This is a genomic window from Nonomuraea sp. NPDC003804 (assembly GCF_040610675.1).
Taxonomy (GTDB): domain Bacteria; phylum Actinomycetota; class Actinomycetes; order Streptosporangiales; family Streptosporangiaceae; genus Nonomuraea.
Map to the genome: position 1 here is coordinate 33,611 of NZ_JBEXMT010000042.1, position 14,893 is coordinate 48,503.

General features: G+C 71.0%; 12 protein-coding genes. 5 read left to right on the top strand and 7 right to left on the bottom strand.

The window, feature by feature from the left end; all coding sequences use genetic code 11:
* Positions 1–5: 5 nt before the first annotated feature.
* The gene (locus ABZX22_RS39945; RefSeq protein WP_354920760.1) at positions 6–206 is read left to right on the top strand and encodes a pentapeptide repeat-containing protein; all 201 of its coding nucleotides are present in this window, start codon (positions 6–8) and stop codon (positions 204–206) included.
* A 3-nt stretch (positions 207–209) separates the two neighbouring features.
* On the opposite strand, the gene ABZX22_RS39950 is transcribed toward ABZX22_RS39945, so the two are convergent.
* Positions 210–827, bottom strand: a complete 618-nt coding sequence (locus ABZX22_RS39950) for an amino acid-binding protein (protein ID WP_354920648.1) — start codon at positions 825–827, stop codon at positions 210–212.
* Positions 828–1,015: 188 nt separating this feature from the next.
* On the opposite strand from ABZX22_RS39950, the gene ABZX22_RS39955 reads away from it, so the two are divergent.
* Positions 1,016–2,176, top strand: a complete 1,161-nt coding sequence (locus ABZX22_RS39955) for a thiolase family protein (protein ID WP_354920651.1) — start codon at positions 1,016–1,018, stop codon at positions 2,174–2,176.
* Positions 2,177–2,246: 70 nt separating this feature from the next.
* Here ABZX22_RS39955 and ABZX22_RS39960 read toward each other — a convergent pair whose 3' ends face one another.
* The 5 genes from ABZX22_RS39960 to ABZX22_RS39980 are packed head-to-tail and all read right to left on the bottom strand — an operon-like array spanning position 2,247 to position 9,040.
* On the bottom strand, positions 2,247–3,488 hold the full coding sequence (locus tag ABZX22_RS39960; RefSeq protein ID WP_354920654.1) for a hypothetical protein: 1,242 nt from the start codon (positions 3,486–3,488) through the stop codon (positions 2,247–2,249).
* A gap of 56 nt (positions 3,489–3,544) precedes the next feature.
* Positions 3,545–5,332, bottom strand: a complete 1,788-nt coding sequence (locus ABZX22_RS39965) for a glycoside hydrolase family 13 protein (RefSeq protein WP_354920657.1) — start codon at positions 5,330–5,332, stop codon at positions 3,545–3,547.
* Between the two features lie 16 nt (positions 5,333–5,348).
* Positions 5,349–6,188, bottom strand: coding sequence for a sugar ABC transporter permease (locus tag ABZX22_RS39970; RefSeq protein ID WP_354920660.1), 840 nt, complete (start codon positions 6,186–6,188; stop codon positions 5,349–5,351).
* Positions 6,185–7,753 carry an ABC transporter permease subunit gene (locus ABZX22_RS39975; RefSeq protein WP_354920663.1) on the bottom strand — a complete coding sequence of 523 codons (1,569 nt, stop codon included), beginning with the start codon at positions 7,751–7,753 and terminating at the stop codon, positions 6,185–6,187. Before ABZX22_RS39975 ends, ABZX22_RS39970 begins: the two co-directional genes overlap by 4 nt.
* Before the next feature lie 3 nt (positions 7,754–7,756).
* Complete coding sequence (locus ABZX22_RS39980) at positions 7,757–9,040, bottom strand: maltose ABC transporter substrate-binding protein (RefSeq protein WP_354920665.1); 1,284 nt, start codon at positions 9,038–9,040, stop codon at positions 7,757–7,759.
* 278 nt (positions 9,041–9,318) lie between these two features.
* On the opposite strand from ABZX22_RS39980, the gene ABZX22_RS39985 reads away from it, so the two are divergent.
* The 3 genes from ABZX22_RS39985 to ABZX22_RS39995 all read left to right on the top strand — a co-directional run bounded on the left by ABZX22_RS39985 (position 9,319) and on the right by ABZX22_RS39995 (position 13,483).
* On the top strand, positions 9,319–10,815 hold the full coding sequence (locus ABZX22_RS39985) for a glycoside hydrolase family 13 protein (protein ID WP_354920668.1): 1,497 nt from the start codon (positions 9,319–9,321) through the stop codon (positions 10,813–10,815).
* An 83-nt stretch (positions 10,816–10,898) separates the two neighbouring features.
* Complete coding sequence (locus ABZX22_RS39990) at positions 10,899–12,035, top strand: FAD-dependent oxidoreductase (protein ID WP_354920671.1); 1,137 nt, start codon at positions 10,899–10,901, stop codon at positions 12,033–12,035.
* Positions 12,036–12,154: 119 nt separating this feature from the next.
* On the top strand, positions 12,155–13,483 hold the full coding sequence (locus ABZX22_RS39995; RefSeq protein ID WP_354920763.1) for a HAMP domain-containing sensor histidine kinase: 1,329 nt from the start codon (positions 12,155–12,157) through the stop codon (positions 13,481–13,483).
* A gap of 16 nt (positions 13,484–13,499) precedes the next feature.
* On the opposite strand, the gene ABZX22_RS40000 is transcribed toward ABZX22_RS39995, so the two are convergent.
* Positions 13,500–14,828 carry a cation:dicarboxylase symporter family transporter gene (locus tag ABZX22_RS40000; RefSeq protein ID WP_354920674.1) on the bottom strand — a complete coding sequence of 443 codons (1,329 nt, stop codon included), beginning with the start codon at positions 14,826–14,828 and terminating at the stop codon, positions 13,500–13,502.
* Positions 14,829–14,893: the final 65 nt, after the last annotated feature.

The window sequence follows — 14,893 nt, forward strand, 5'->3', positions numbered from 1 at the left end:
CCACGCTGAGACGGGCCACGCTGAGACGGGCCACGCTGAGACGGGCCACGCTGAGACGGGCCACGCTGAGACGGGCCACGCTGAGACGGGCCACGCTGAGACGGGCCACGCGAGAGGGACGGTCGATGGGGCCCGCGCGAGACGGGACGGTCGATGGGGCCCGCGCGGGTGGTGGTCGCTGCCCTGGGACCCGCGCGGGCGGCTGACGGTCAGTCGGCGACCGGCTCGAAGCGGGTGGCCATGCGGGAGACGATCTCGACGATGCGGGCCGCGCGCTCCAGCTCGGCCCGGTGGAAGGGCGGGCCCTCGGCGCGGGCGACGATGACGTGCACGGCCGGGCTGGTCACGGGGAGCACCATCAGGCGGTGTTCGCCGGCCTCGTGGGACAGCGCCCTGGGCGGCAGCTCGAGCAGTTGGAAGGTGGGTGGGGCGGCGGGGCTGGCGTGCCGTACGACGCCCTCGCCCAGAGCGAGCGCCCACTCTCCCCCGCACAGCGAGGGCAGCGCGTCGACCAGTGTGGCGAGGCCGCGTGCGGGGTCGGCGGCGACGTGCAGGAGGAGATCGTAGTCGGGCGCGGAGCCTGGGACCTCACGGGTGGGCCAGACGCCTTCGACCTTGACGCCCGGGACCGCCGACAGCCTGTCGCGGACCGAGGCGGGAGTGGTGGCGCCCGGCCACGAGATGACGAAGTCGTCCACGGCCCTGCCCGCCTCGCGTTCGAGCACGGTGACCTGCAAGATGTCGGCCCCGAGCACACCCAGCACCCGGGCGACCTGACCCAGACCGCCGGGGCGGTCCGGCAACGAGACCCTGAGTCTCAGCAACATCGCATCTCCCCCTTCCGAAGGCTCCAAACAGTGCCGCAGGGAGATTTCGCGCGCGTTTCCGGGCTATGTCCAGAATGATGCCCGATAGGGCATTTGTCGATGACCCCTACCCCCCACCCGTAGCGCGTTGGAAAACCGGACGTTGTAGCGTGAAGACAGTCCAGTTTTCCAACGAACCAGGAGGCGCGATGCGCGACGCCGTGATCGTGCAGGCCGTACGAACCCCCATCGGCAAGGGCAAGCCCAGCGGCGCGCTGGCCCAGGTCCACCCGGTGGAACTGCTCGCGCACACCCTGCGCGCGCTGATCGAGCGCAGCGGCGTGGACCCCGCGCTCGTGGACGACGTGATCGGCGGCTGCGTCGACCAGGTCGGCGAGCAGGCGATGAACACCACCCGTTACGCGTGGCTGTCGGCGGGCTTCCCCGACGAGGTGCCGGCCGTGACCGTGGACCGGCAGTGCGGCTCCTCGCAGCAGGCGGTGCACTTCGCGGCCCAGGGCGTCATGTCGGGCGCCTACGACCTGGTCGTGGCCTGCGGGGTCGAGTCGATGAGCAGGGTGCCCATGTGGTCGAACGTGCCGCCCGGCGCCGACCCCTTCGGTCCCGGCGTCGCCGCCCGCTTCCCCGAGGGCCTGGTCCCGCAGGGAGTCAGCGCGGAGCTGATCGCCGCCAAGTGGAGCCTGAGCCGCGAGGAGATGGACGCCTTCGCGATGGGCTCGCACCACAAGGCGGCCGCCGCCGACTTCTCCGCCGAGCTCGCCCCGATCGCCGGGCTCGACAGGGACGAGTCCGTACGGCCCGGCACGACGATGGAGGTGCTCGCGGGGTTGAAGCCCGCCTTCGCCGACCCCGGCTACGCCGAGCGCTTCCCGCAGATCGACTGGTCGGTCACGGCGGGCAACGCGAGCCCCACCAACGACGGCGCCGCGGCCGTGCTGATCGCCGGCGCCGACACGGCGGCCAGGCTCGGCCTGCGCCCGCTGGCCAGGCTGCACTCCTTCGCCGTGACGGGCTCCGACCCGCTGCTCATGCTGACGGGCGTCATCCCCGCCACGGAGAAGGTACTGCGGAAGGCGGGGCTGAGCCTGGCCGACATCGACCTGTTCGAGGTCAACGAGGCCTTCGCCAGCGTGGTGCTGGCCTGGCTGCGGGAGACCGGGGCCGACCCGGCGAAGGTCAACGTCAACGGCGGCGCCGTCGCGCTCGGCCATCCGCTCGGCGCCAGCGGCGTCCGCATCATGACCACCCTGGTCAACGCCATGCGGCAGCGGGGTGCCCGCTACGCGCTGCAGACGATGTGCGAGGCGGGCGGCCTGGCCAACGCGACCGTGCTGGAGCGGATCCCGTAAGGCGCCGCCGTGCCGGGGCTCAGCTCGTCGGGGCCCCGGTCACCGGCGCCGTGGTCGAGGCCGCTCTCGCTCAGCGCTGGTAGGCCCCGGCGTCGCGCGCGGCGCCGAGGGGCTTGCCCGTGAAGTCCTTGGTGGCGGCCGAGCCGCCGAACCACACGGGGCTCAGCACGGCGCCGCGCCCCAGCGCCGGCGAGCCGGGCCGCAGGCGCAGGTCGGTCCTGGAGACGAAGCGCGGGTCGGCGATCACCGATCCGGGACCGAGCGTGAAGCGCTTCTTGCGGCCCATGTAGACGCTGCCGGCCTCGTCGGCGCCCTTGCCGTCCTCCCAGCCCATCTCGCCGCCGACCGCGATCACGTTGTTGCGCAGCTTGAGGATGTCGGGAGCGCACCCGTCGTGGCAGGACCAGCCGATGGTCTTGGCGGCGGGCAGGTACACCGAGTTGTGCACGGCGAGTGTCCCCTTCACCGGCCCGACGACGTGCCGGGGCCCGCGGGTGACGAGGAACGAGGCGAGCTTGCGGCCGGAGGTCACGACGTTGAAGGCGAAGACGTTGCCGGTCGCCGTCTTGCCCTTCTGCGCGCCCAGTTCGGTGAAGGTGACGTTGTCGTGGGAGCGGTTGTGCGTGATCCTGTTGCGGTCGCCGTTGAAGATCTCGACGGCCGCGCCGTCGAAACCGTAGTCCTTGCTGGTGGCGAAGCTGCCGGTGATCGTGTTGCCGGTGACGAGGTTGTCGTCGCCGTTGAGCAGGACGCCGAAGGCGCCGGAGTCGTTGTCACCGCCGTCGTCGTTGACGCTCATCCGGTTGTTGCCGGTCAGCGTGCTGTTCCTGATGGTGTTGCGGCTGCCGTCGGTGCCGACGTGGACGCCGGCGATGTTGCCGTCGGCCGTCACGCCGGTCAGCTCGTTGCCGTCACCGCTGATCTCGAAGCCCGACCACTGGCAGTTGCTCGCCCTGATGCCCGAGACGCGCCAGTGGTTGCCGGTGATCACGACGCAGGGCTGGTCCTGGCCGCTCAGCTTGGGCGCGGCGCCCGTGCCGTACGGCTGGACCACGATCGGCCTGGCGGCGCTGCCCTTGGCGGCGAGGGTCAGCGTCTCGCTCCAGCTGCTGCCACGCTTGAGGTTGACCGTGTCGCCGGGCCGCAGCGTGGCGGCGTTGACCGTCGCCAGGCTCTTCCACGCCGTGGCGGCGCTGGTGCCGGCCGCCGCGTCGTCGCCCGCTTTGGAGTCGACGTAGTACGTCGTCCCCGCCACGTTGCTCTCCAGATGTCCGGCGGGCAACAGCAGAACGGCCACGACCAGCGACTTCATCGGCGCACCACTCATCTAGTTGAAGAACGAATCGTCAGGTGCATACCGTAGCGTGATCAGCCGCGTGCGGCGAGACGCCAAACCTTGAACGACGGCCCTTCTCCCGGTAGGACCGGCGAGTCAAGATCGTCGGCGTCGTGGACGCCGGTCAGCGTGCCGTCCAGGGGCAGCGCCAGCGGCTCTCCCGGCGCCCTGCGCGCGCACACCAGCAGCGACTCGCTCGCGCTCTCCCGCAGGAACACCAGGCAGTCGGCCGAGGCGTGCACCCAGCGCAGGCCGCCCCTGCGCAGCGCCGGCTCGGCCCTGCGCAGGCCCAGCAGCCGCCGGTAGGCGGCGTGGGTCTCCTCGTCGCGGTCCTCGGGCCGGTTCCACGGCATCGGGGTGCGGGAGTACTCGCCGTTGTCGCCGGTCAGCCCGAACTCGCTGCCGGCGAACACCATCGGCGTGCCGGGCAGCGTGGCCTGCAGGCCGAGCGCGACCAGGTGCCGCTCGCGCGAGCCGGTGACGGTGCGGATGCGCGGCGAGTCGTGGGAGTCGAGCAGCTGCCAGGAGTGGACCAGCGAGCGCCACGACATGTGCGCGGCGAACTCCTTGAAGGTGGCGACCGTGGCGGCGCCGTCGCGGGAGGGCACGCCGCCCGGCACGCCGAGGAAGTGGGCGAGCTCGAGCGACTCGCCGCGCAGCCACGCCCACACGGGCCGGGTGAAGCCGCCGTAGTTCATGGTGCCGTGCCAGCCGCCGGCGTCGAGGTCGGCGGAGGCGTCGTGGTTGTGCTCGGCGATGAAGGCGGCGCCCCGCGGCCTGAGCAGCCTGGCCACCTCGTGGTTGTGGTCGTCGCCGCCGCGCCTGCCGGTCATGTTGGCCACGTCGACGCGCCAGCCGTCCAGCCGGCCGAGCCACCTGGTGATGGCCTCCGCCATCCTGGTGCGGACCAGCGGGCTGCCCCAGTTGAGCTTGGGCAGCGTCTTCACGCCCCACCACGACTCGTAGTCGCCGGTGTCGTCGTCGAAGTAGTACATCTCCCGCTCCGGCGCGTGGACGTCGGAGACGGCGGCGGTGAACCACTCGTGCGAGTCGCCGGTGTGGTTGGTGGTGATGTCACCGAGCAGCCGCATCCCGCGTGCGTGCACCGCCGCCGACAGCCGCTCCAGCGCCTCGTCACCGCCCAGCAGCGGGTCGACGGCGTCGAACCGGGCGGCGTCGTAGCGGTGGTTGGACCGGCCGGGGAAGATCGGCGTCAGGTAGACGGTGTCGGCGCCGAGCTCCTGGATGTGGTCGAGGTGCTCGACGATGCCGTCGAGGTCGCCGCCGTAGAACTGCTCGGGCGTGCCCGGCCCCTCGCCGATGACCTCGTCGGTGTCCCACTCGGCCGGCAGCGCCCACGCGGGCGGCTCGCCGCCGGCGCCCGAGCGGGCGAACCGGTCGGGGAAGATCTGGTAGACGATCGCGTCGGCCATCCAGTCCGGCGGCGGCTCGTGGGCGACGAGCCGGAAGTCGGTGGCGTCGGTCACGTCGTGCCCGACCAGGCCCCGGGCGGTCAGCCATTGCTGCCCGCCCGGCGTCAGCAGCAGGAAGCGGTACGGCACGACCGGGTTGACCGCCGTGACCGTCGCCTTCCACCAGGTGTCGGCGGCGCCGTACCCGCCCGCGCCCCGCCTCGACGGGTCCTGCGCGGCCGGCATGTAGCGCGGCTCGCCGTCGTGGACGGCGCGCACATGGACCGCGTCCAGCGCGAAGGCGGGCGGGACGCGCAGCCACACGGTCACCTCCTCCCCCAGCGCGGGAGCGGGGGTGGAGATGTAGAGGGACGAGCCGTCGTGGTGCGGCTGGTCGAGGTGGTGCACGTGCCGTCTGCCTTCCTCAGCCCTTGACCGCGCCCGCGGTCAGACCGGAAACGATGAACTTCTGCAGCCAGAGGAACACGCTGACCGTGGGGATCGCGGTGAGCAGCGTGGCCGCGGCGAACATGCCGAAGTTGGCGTTGCGGCCGTCGCCGGCGATCATGCCGTACATGCCCACGGCGAGCGTCTTGCTCTCCGGGTCGCGAAGGAAAATGTTGGCCATGAGGAACTCGCTCATCGTGCCGATGAAGGCCAGCAGCGCGGTGACCGCGAGGATCGGCGTGACCAGCGGCAGGATGATCTTCCAGAAGATCTGCGCGTGGGTGGCGCCGTCGACGGTGGCCGACTCGTCGAGCTCCTTCGGGATGGTGTCGAGGAAACCCTTCATCAGCCAGGTGTTCACGCCGAGCGCGCCGCCCAGGTAGAGCAGCAGGATGCCCCACGTGGTGTTGAAGCCGAAGGCGGGGTAGAGCTCGGTGACCCTGGTGAAGATCATGAAGATCGTCACGATGGCCAGGAACTGCGGGAACATCTGGATCAGCAGCAGCGACAGCAGGCCGACCCGGCGGCCGGCGAAGCGCATGCGGCTGAAGGCGTAGGCGGCGAACATCGACAGCAGCAGGCTCGCCGACGAGGAGGCCAGCGCGATGAACACCGAGTTGAAGAACCAACGGCCGAACGGGTAGACGTCCGAGCTGAACAACTTGGCGAAGTTGTCGAGGCTCGCGCCCGTGGGCAGCAGGTCGGAGGAGGCCAGCGTGCCCAGCGGGTTGATCGCCGCCGAGACCACGAACAGGATCGGGAACAGCGCGAACGCGCACACCAGCAGCACGTAGGCGTGCCGCAGCAGCAGCTTCATGCGTAGACGTCCTCCAGCTTGCGGGTCCGCCTGAACGTGATCGCCGAGATGGTCGCCACGATCGCGAAGATGAACACCGACATGGTGGCCGCCAGGCCGAACTGCGCCGCCCCCTGGCCGAAGGCGAGCCTGACCGTGTAGCTGATCAGCAGGTCGGTGGCGCCGACCGTCGGGCTGTCGGCGGGGAACGGCCCGCCGTCGGTGGTCAGCGCGATCGCGTTGTAGTTGTTGAAGTTGAAGGCGAACGAGGAGATCAGCAGCGGGCTGAGCGACACCAGCAGCAGCGGCAGCGTGACCTTGCGGAAGGCGTAGGACGGCGGCGCGCCGTCGATCGAGGCCGCCTCGTTCAGCTCCCGCGGGATCGCCTGCAGCGCGCCGGTGGTGACCAGGAACATGTAGGGGAAGCCCAGCCACAGGTTGACCAGGAGCACGGCGGCCTTGGCCGACACCGCCCCGCCCAGCCAGTCGACGTCGAGCCCGAACAGGTTGTTGATCAGGCCGAAGTCGCGGTTGAACATGTCGCGCCAGACCAGCAGCATCGCGAACGCGGGCATGGCGTAGGGGAGGATCAGGGCGATCCGGTAGATCCTGGTGCCGCGCATCTTCGGGTGGTGCAGGGCCAGCGCCACGGACATGCCGAGCGCGAACGTGCCCAGCACCGACAGCAGCGCGAAGGCGACGTTCCAGGTGAACATGCCGAGGAAGTGGGCCGAGAGCGTGGGGTCGGTGACGACGCGGGCGAAGTTGGCCAGGCCCACGTTGACCTGCCAGCCCTGCGCGAGGTGCTCGCCCTTGGCGTTGACGAAGTAGCCCTGCGACTCGTCGGCCGTCCAGGTGTCGCCTTCGCCGCGCACGCAGTCGCAGCCGGCGTCGTAGGCGAGGGCCGCCCTGCCCTCCACCGCGCGGCTCAGGCCGTTGGCCTTGATCAGGCCGCCCCGCGTGGGGACCGCCAGCCCGGCGATCTGGCCGGCGCGGGCGGCCGCCTCCGGCGCCTTGAGCACGGTGTAGCCGGGCGCCTCGATGACCTTGCCGGTCACGCCCAGCCGGGCGCCCTGGACGGGGGCGAGCCCCGCGGCCGTGCCCTCCTGGACCTGCTTGGTCTTGGGGTCGACCAGCAGGAACACCAGCGTGTCCCCCTTGAGGGCGGCGCTCAGGCCGTACTCGGGCGAGCCCGGCGCCTGCCGTACCGACCCGGTCTCGATCGCGGTGATCGCGGCGGCCTTGTCACCGCGGTGGCCGTCACCGAAGTTGGTGAAGGCGGTGCTCACGGTGTAGAGGACCGGGAACACCTGGAAGGCGATGAGGAAGACGGTGCCGGGGACGAGATACTTCGCGGGCACGAAGCGCCGGGTCAGGTAGAGGTATCCGATGATCGCGCTGGCCAGGCCGAGCACGGTCAGCGAGACCCATGACTCGGCGGCGACCAGCGGCGGCACGGCGTAGAGCAGGATCGCGGCGGCCACGGCCAGCACGGCGATCCTGCTCACCACGTACGCGGTGGTCAGTTCGCGACGGGGCCGCGGAGTGGACCTGACCTCCGCGGCCTCACGCACGTCCAGGGACATCGGCTAGTTCTTCAGCGAGCCGTCGATGGTCTTCTGCGCCGACTCGGCGGCCTTCACCGGGTCGCTGCCCTTGACGGCGGCGGCCTCGGCGATGCCGAACGGCTCCCAGATGGCCGACATCTCGGGGATGGCGGGCATGGGGATGCCGCCGGCGCCCGCCTCCAGGAACTTGCCTGCGTCGGGGTCGCTCGCCTTGACGGCCTCCAGGGCGGAGGTCAGGGCCGGCGGGCGCGGGTCGGCGTCGTAGAGGGCCTTGGCGACGTCGGCGTTGGTCACGTAGTTGGTGACGAACTCCTGGGCGAGGGTCTTGCTGGCGCCCTTGGCGGCGACGAAGAAGCTCTGCACGCCCACGAACGGCGTGGCGGGCTTGCCGTCCTTGAAGCCGGGGACGGGGCTGATGTCGTAGGACAGGCCGCTCTTCTTCACGTCGGCCATCGCCCACGGACCGGAGACGAGGAAGGCGCACTTGCCGCCGGCGAAGGTCGGGATGCTGTTCTCGTTGGTGAGCGAGGTCTTCAGCGCCGCGTCGCCCTTCTCGCCGAGCTCGGCCAGCTTCTTGAAGGCGGCCTGCGAGTCCTTGGAGCCGACCAGTACCTGCTTGGGGTCGGGGTCGCCGCTGGAGGTGGTGCCGAAGATGGCGCCGCCGGCGGAGGAGAAGAGCGGGTAGACGTGGTAGGCGTCGCCCTTGGCGGTGACGGGCAGGCAGAGCACCTCGTCGACCTTGCCGGCCTTCTTGAGTTCCTTGCCCTTGGCGAGCACGTCGTCGAAGGTGGCGGGGGCGTCGGGGGCGAGCTTGGTGTTGCGGATGAGCGCGACGTTCTCCACGGCGTACGGCGCGCCGTACACCTGGCCGTTGAAGGTGACGGCCTTGAGCGCGATCGGCGAGAAGCTCGCCTTCTGCTCCTCGGTCAGGTTGACCGGGTCGATGGCGCCGTTCTGCACGAGGTTGCCGATCCAGTCGTGCGCGCCGATCATCACGTCGGGGCCGCTGCCCTGCTGGGAGGCGGTGAGGAAGGTCTGCTGGTTGTCCTTGCTGATCTCCTTCACCTCCACCGTGACACCGTTCTCGGTGCCGAACTGGTCGGCGAAGGGCTTGAGCGCCTTGGTGCGGTTGGGGTCGGCCCAGATCACGAGCTTGCCGCTGCCCTTGTCGGCGGAAGCCGACGCCGTGGCGGACGGCGCGGCCGAGCTCGGCGCCGCTGACGGCGCCGGCTCCGAACCACCGCATGCCGTGGCGCCGAACGCCACGGTCGTCAGGGCGGCCACACCCAGTGCCCGGATGCGCATGGGACCCTCCTGAGGTCAAGCGGCGCATGTGGGGGAGCGCCGCTGAAAGATCCTGAAACAGCCGCCTTTGCGGCTTATGTTTCGGGGACGTTAGCGAGTCTTTGCAAGAATTGGAAGAACTTGCGGAGGAGAGTTACCTCACCGCTACCTGCCATGAAGCGTCTTTGAACAACCGTGCGGACGATCGACATGACTGCAACTTTCCGAAACTTGCGCTTGACCATCTTCACACGGGATCCTTCTTGCCGACATCGTGGACATCGGGGAAGGACGGCTTCATGCACGGCAACGACGACTGGTGGCGCGACGCCGTCGTGTACCAGGTGTACCCCCGCAGCTTCGCCGACGGCAACGGAGACGGGACCGGCGATCTGATCGGGCTTCGCGAGCGTCTGGGCTACCTGGCGGACCTGGGCGTGGACGCCGTCTGGCTGAGCCCCTTCTACACCTCCCCGCTCAACGACGGCGGCTACGACGTGGCCGACTACCGCGACGTCGACCCCCGCTTCGGCACGCTCGCCGACTTCGACGCGATGATCGCCGACGCCCACGCGCTGGGCCTCAGGGTGATCGTCGACATCGTGCCCAACCACACCTCCTCCGAGCACCCGTGGTTCAAGGCCGGGCTGCGCGAGCGCTACATCTTCCGCGACGAGCCCAACGACTGGGAGTCGATCTTCGGCGGCCCGGCCTGGACGCAGGTCGAGGACGGCCAGTGGTACCTGCACCTGTTCGACCCCACCCAGCCCGACCTGAACTGGGAGCACCCCGCCGTCCGCGAGGAGTTCCGCTCGATCCTGCGCTTCTGGCTCGACCGCGGCGTCGACGGGTTCCGGATCGACGTGGCGCACGGCATGGTCAAGGCGCCCGGGCTGCCGTCCGTGGGGCCCAAGGAGGGGCGCCAGGCCGAGATGCTCGGCGACGAGAGCGTGCCGTACTTCGACCAGGACGGCGTGCACGAGATCTACCGGGAGTGGCGGCCCATCCTCGACTCCTACCCCGGCGGCCGGATGGCGGTCGCCGAGGCGTGGGTGTCCTCCCCTGCCCGGCTGGCCCGGTACGTCGGGCCCGACGAGCTGCACCAGGCGTTCAACTTCGAGTTCATGATGGCCGCCTACGGGGCCAAGTCCTTCCGCGAGGTCATCGACAAGGCGCTGGCGGAGGCCGAGCTGGTGGGCGCGCCGACGACGTGGGTGCTGTCCAACCACGACAAGCCGCGCCACGTCACCAGGCACGGCGGCCTGGCCCGCGCCCGCGCCGCCACCCAGCTCATGCTGTCGCTGCCCGGCTCGGCCTACCTCTACAACGGCGAGGAGCTCGGCCTGCCCGAGGTGCTCGACCTGCCCGACGAGCTCAAGCAGGATCCCGCCTTCCTGCGCACCGGCGAGAGCCGCGACGGCTGCCGGGTGCCGCTGCCGTGGACCGCCGCCGACGGCTTCGGCTGGCGCGACCCGTGGCTGCCGATCCCCTCGACGTGGGGTCCGCTCAGCCATGCGGCGCAGGAGGGCGACCCTGACTCGACGCTGGCCTTCTACCGGGCCGCGCTGCGGCTGCGCAAGGAGCATCCGGCGCTCGGCGGCGGCGAGCTGACCTGGCTCGACTCGGCCGAGGACGTGCTGGCGTTCCGGCGCGAGCCCGGCCTGCTGGTGCTGGTCAACTTCGGCGACGAGCCCGTCCAGGTCACCGGCCGGGTGCTGCTGTCGAGCGGGCCGCTGACCGCCGACGGGTCGGTGCCCGCCGACACCGCCGTCTGGGTGGCCACCGGCGAGAACTGAGCGGCGCGCCCCGCGAGCGCCCCCCTCCGCCCGCTGCGCGATACTGCCCGTCGGGCGGGTACGCGAGCGAAGGGGGCCGGACCATGCGGACGCATGACGTCGTCGTGATCGGCGCGGGCGCCATGGGGTCGGCGGCGAGCCGGTCCCTGGCCGCCGCCGGTCGCGAGGTCGTGACACTCGAGAAGTACGGGCTCGGCCATGACCGGGGCGGCTCGCACGGCGGGACGAGGCTGTTCAGGGCGGCCGTCGACGACGAGCACTACCTGCTCGAGGTGCGGCGGGCGGGCCGGATGTGGGCCGAGCTCGAGGAGGAGTCGGGCGAGCGGCTGCTGGAGCTCACCGGCGGCCTCGACCACGGCGTCGGCGAGCGGGCGGTCGAGAGGTTCCGCTCCCTGTTCACCCGCCACGGCGTCGCGCACGAGGTCCTCGACCCCCGCGAGGCCGCCGAGCGCTGGCCGGGCATGCGTTTCGAGACCCCCGTGCTGTACCAGCCTGGGTCGGGCAGGCTGCTGGCCGACCGCGCCGTCGCCGTGCTCCAGCGGCTGGCCGGCCGGCGGGGCGCCGAGTTCAGGCCCGGATGCCCGGCGACGGCGCTGCGCGTCCTGACCCACGGCGACGGCCCGGACGGCGGGCTGGTGGAGGTGGACACGCCCGACGGGGCGCTGCGTGCCCGCCAGGTCGTGGTGACCGCGGGGGCGTGGGCGCCCCGGCTGCTGGGCGGCCACCTCGGCCTGCCGGCCATCGTGGCGACCCAGGAACAGCCCAGGTTCTTCGTGCCGCGGGGCCCGGCGCACGGCTGGCCGAGCTTCGTGCACTGGCGGGAGGGCGACGACCGGTTCACGACCGCCGGCGCGTACGGGGTGTTCGAGCAGGGGTCCGGCGTCAAGGTCGGGCTGCACGGGACGGGTCCCGTGGTCGACCCGGACCTGCGCGACTTCACGCCCGAGGCGCGGGCCGACCGGGAGCTGCTCGAGTACGTCAGCACCTGGCTGCCCGGCCTCGACCCCGCCGGCTCGACGCCGATCAGCTGCCTGTACGACAACACCCCGCGCGACACCTTCGTGATCGACAGGAAGGGCCCCATCAGCGTGGCGACGGGGTTCTGCGGGCAGGGCTTCAAGTTCGTCCCGCTGGTCGGCCACTACCTCACGGCCCTCGTCACGGGGCGGGGCACGGCTCCGGCCGGCTACGCGCTGGCGGCCCACGCGCCGCGGTCCTGACACCAGCCGCATCACGGGCCCCGCAAGGTATGGCCAGCCACGCGGAAGGATGACCTAATTTTTCCCTCTTTAGGGCTTTTGTGAAAGTTGTGGCTCAGTAACCTCGTGGCGTGTCACGCATGTGGGCGAGCTCCCTCCGCGGACGGATCACGCTCATCGCCGTGGCCGTCGCGACCTTCGTGCTGATTCCAGCCGGAGCCGGCGGTGTGCTGGTGACACGATCGCTGGTGAACGCCGGCGCGTGGAAGAACACCAGGGACGCCGCCGCCGCCGTCGCCGCCTCGCTACGCGAAGGGCATCTGGTCACGGGCACGATCCCCGTCACGATCGACGAGGTGAACCTGCTGCAGGTCGTCACCAGCGGCGGCCGGGTGGTGGCCTCGAGCAGCGCCGCCGCGGGCATGCCCCCGCTCACCAACCTCCTGCCCTCGCCCGACAGGCGCGTCGTCAACCTCACCACCTGCGGCGCGAGCAGCTGCCTGCACATGACCGCGGTCAGGCTGTCGACGGCCCCCGACTCCGTGGTGGTCTACGCGGCACGGCCGACGCCCGGCCTGCTGGCCACCCGCACCCTCGAGATCGCCATCGCCGCCCAGGTGGCCCTGGTCGTCGCGCTCGTGGGATGGGTGACGTGGATGGTGACCGGCCGCACGCTGCGCCCGGTGACCACGATGCTCACCGAGCTGGACATGGTCAACGCCACCGACCTCAGCAGGCGCGTGAGCGTGCCGTCCGGCGAGCACGAGGTGGCGCAGCTGGCCAGGTCGATCAACAGCACCCTCGACCGGCTCGAACGCTCGGCCGAGCAGCAACGGCAGTTCGCCTCCGACGCCTCCCACGAGCTGCGCACCCCGATCGCGGGGCTGCGGGCGCAGCTGGAGAGCGCCCAGCTCTACCCCGAGGACACCGACATGGACGCGCTGGTGGACAGCGCCCTGCACGACACCGACCGGCTCGAAGCGATCATGTCGGACCTCCTGCTGCTGGCCAGGATCGGGTCGCGGGTGGACGTGGTCAAGGAGCGGATCGACCTGTCGGAACTGGTGCGGGAGGAGCTGGCCTGCCGCCTGGACAAGATCCCCGTCCGGCTGGAGACGACCGAGGACGTCGTGGTCGAGGGCGTGCTGATGCAGTTGCGCCGCGCGCTGACCAACCTGCTGGACAACGCCCAGCGCCACGCCGACAGCTCGGTGGCGGTGTCGGTGCGCAAGGAGGACGGGTTCGCCGTGCTGGCCGTCCAGGACGACGGGGCGGGGATCTCGCCCGAGGAACGGGAGCGCGTCTTCGAGCGCTTCACCCGGCTGGACGCCGCCCGCAGCAGGGACGCCGGGGGCACCGGACTCGGCCTGGCGATCGTGCGGGACGTGGCGATCGCGCACCGCGGGGACATCAAGGTGGACGACAGTCCCCGCGGCGCGCTCTTCGTGCTGAGACTGCCCCTGGCGTGAGGGGCACGGCATGAGGTCAGACCGCCGTCATCTCCCGCTCGGCGGCGGGCGGCTGCTCCGGCTCGTGCTCGTCGAGCAGCGTCGCCTCGTCGAAGGGGGCGCGACCGGCCAGGACCTCGGCGGCCCGCTCCCTGTCGAACTCGCCCGTCCACGTGCCGACCAGCACCGTCGCGACCGCGTTGCCGGCGAAGTTGGTCAGCGCCCTGGCCTCCGACATGAAGCGGTCGATGCCCACGATGAGGCCGACGCCGTCCACCAGGTCGGGCCGGTGGGACTGCAGGCCGCCGGCGAGCGTGGCCAGTCCCGCGCCGGTGACCCCCGCCGCGCCCTTGGACGCGATGATCATGAAGAGCAGCAGCGAGACCTGCTCGCCGAGCATCAGCGGCGACCCGGTGGCCGAGGCGACGAAGAGCGTGGCCATGGTCAGGTAGATGGCGGTGCCGTCCAGGTTGAAGGAGTAGCCGGTGGGCACCGTGATGCCCACCACCGGACGGGAGACGCCGAGGTGCTCCATCTTGGCGATGAGCCTGGGCAGCGCCGACTCCGACGACGACGTCGACAGGATGAGCAGGAACTCCCTGCCCAGGTAGCGAAGCAGCGACCACAGGTTGACCCGGGCCACCACCCACAGCAGCGGGCCCAGCACGAGGGCGACGAACAGCAGGCAGGTGGCGTAGAAGCCGACCATGATGACCGCCAGCGACTGCAGCGCCTTGATGCCGGTGGAGCCGACGACCGCGGCGATCGCGCCGAAGGCGCCCACCGGCGCCGCCCACATGATCATGGCGAGAACGCGGAAGACGAGCCGCTGGATGTGCTCGATGCCCTGGAGGATCGGCGCGCCCCTGCTCCCCATGGCCTGCAGGGCGAAGCCGACCAGGAGGGCGACGAGCAGCGTCTGGAGCACCTGGCCCTCGGTGAAGGCCGACACCAGTGTGGTGGGGATGACGCCGAGCAGGAAGTCGACGGTGCTCGACTCGCCGCCCTTGGCCGCCTCCGCCTCCGCGGCCTGCTTGGCGGCGTCGGTCAGCTGCAACCCGGCACCAGGGTCGAGCAGGTTGCCCACGACCAGGCCGATGGCGAGCGCGACCGTCGACATGAGCAGGAAGTAGCCGAGCGCGAGCCCGCCCACCCTGCCGACCTTGGCCGCCCTGCTGACCGAGCCGACACCGAGCACGATCGTGCAGAAGATGATGGGGCTGATCATCATCTTGATCAGCGCGACGAAGGCGGTGCCGAGTGGCTTGAGCTCCTTGCCGACCTCGGGTGCGACGAACCCGACGACGACTCCGGCCACCACGGCGAGGATCACCGCAAGGTACAGGTACCGTGTGCGGTCACGCATGGGGACACTCCTTGAACGCTTGGCTGCTGGTTGTGCGAATATGCGCCCAGGAGTGACACAGGTCA

Coding starts and splice junctions, on each gene's coding strand:
- ABZX22_RS39990 (WP_354920671.1), top strand. CDS start 10,899: ATGCGGACGCATGACGTCGTCGTGATCGGCGCGGGCGCCATGGGGTCG.
- ABZX22_RS39960 (WP_354920654.1), bottom strand. CDS start 3,488: ATGAAGTCGCTGGTCGTGGCCGTTCTGCTGTTGCCCGCCGGACATCTG.
- ABZX22_RS40000 (WP_354920674.1), bottom strand. CDS start 14,828: ATGCGTGACCGCACACGGTACCTGTACCTTGCGGTGATCCTCGCCGTG.
- ABZX22_RS39970 (WP_354920660.1), bottom strand. CDS start 6,188: ATGAAGCTGCTGCTGCGGCACGCCTACGTGCTGCTGGTGTGCGCGTTC.
- ABZX22_RS39975 (WP_354920663.1), bottom strand. CDS start 7,753: ATGTCCCTGGACGTGCGTGAGGCCGCGGAGGTCAGGTCCACTCCGCGG.
- ABZX22_RS39950 (WP_354920648.1), bottom strand. CDS start 827: ATGTTGCTGAGACTCAGGGTCTCGTTGCCGGACCGCCCCGGCGGTCTG.
- ABZX22_RS39980 (WP_354920665.1), bottom strand. CDS start 9,040: ATGCGCATCCGGGCACTGGGTGTGGCCGCCCTGACGACCGTGGCGTTC.
- ABZX22_RS39995 (WP_354920763.1), top strand. CDS start 12,155: ATGTGGGCGAGCTCCCTCCGCGGACGGATCACGCTCATCGCCGTGGCC.
- ABZX22_RS39955 (WP_354920651.1), top strand. CDS start 1,016: ATGCGCGACGCCGTGATCGTGCAGGCCGTACGAACCCCCATCGGCAAG.
- ABZX22_RS39985 (WP_354920668.1), top strand. CDS start 9,319: ATGCACGGCAACGACGACTGGTGGCGCGACGCCGTCGTGTACCAGGTG.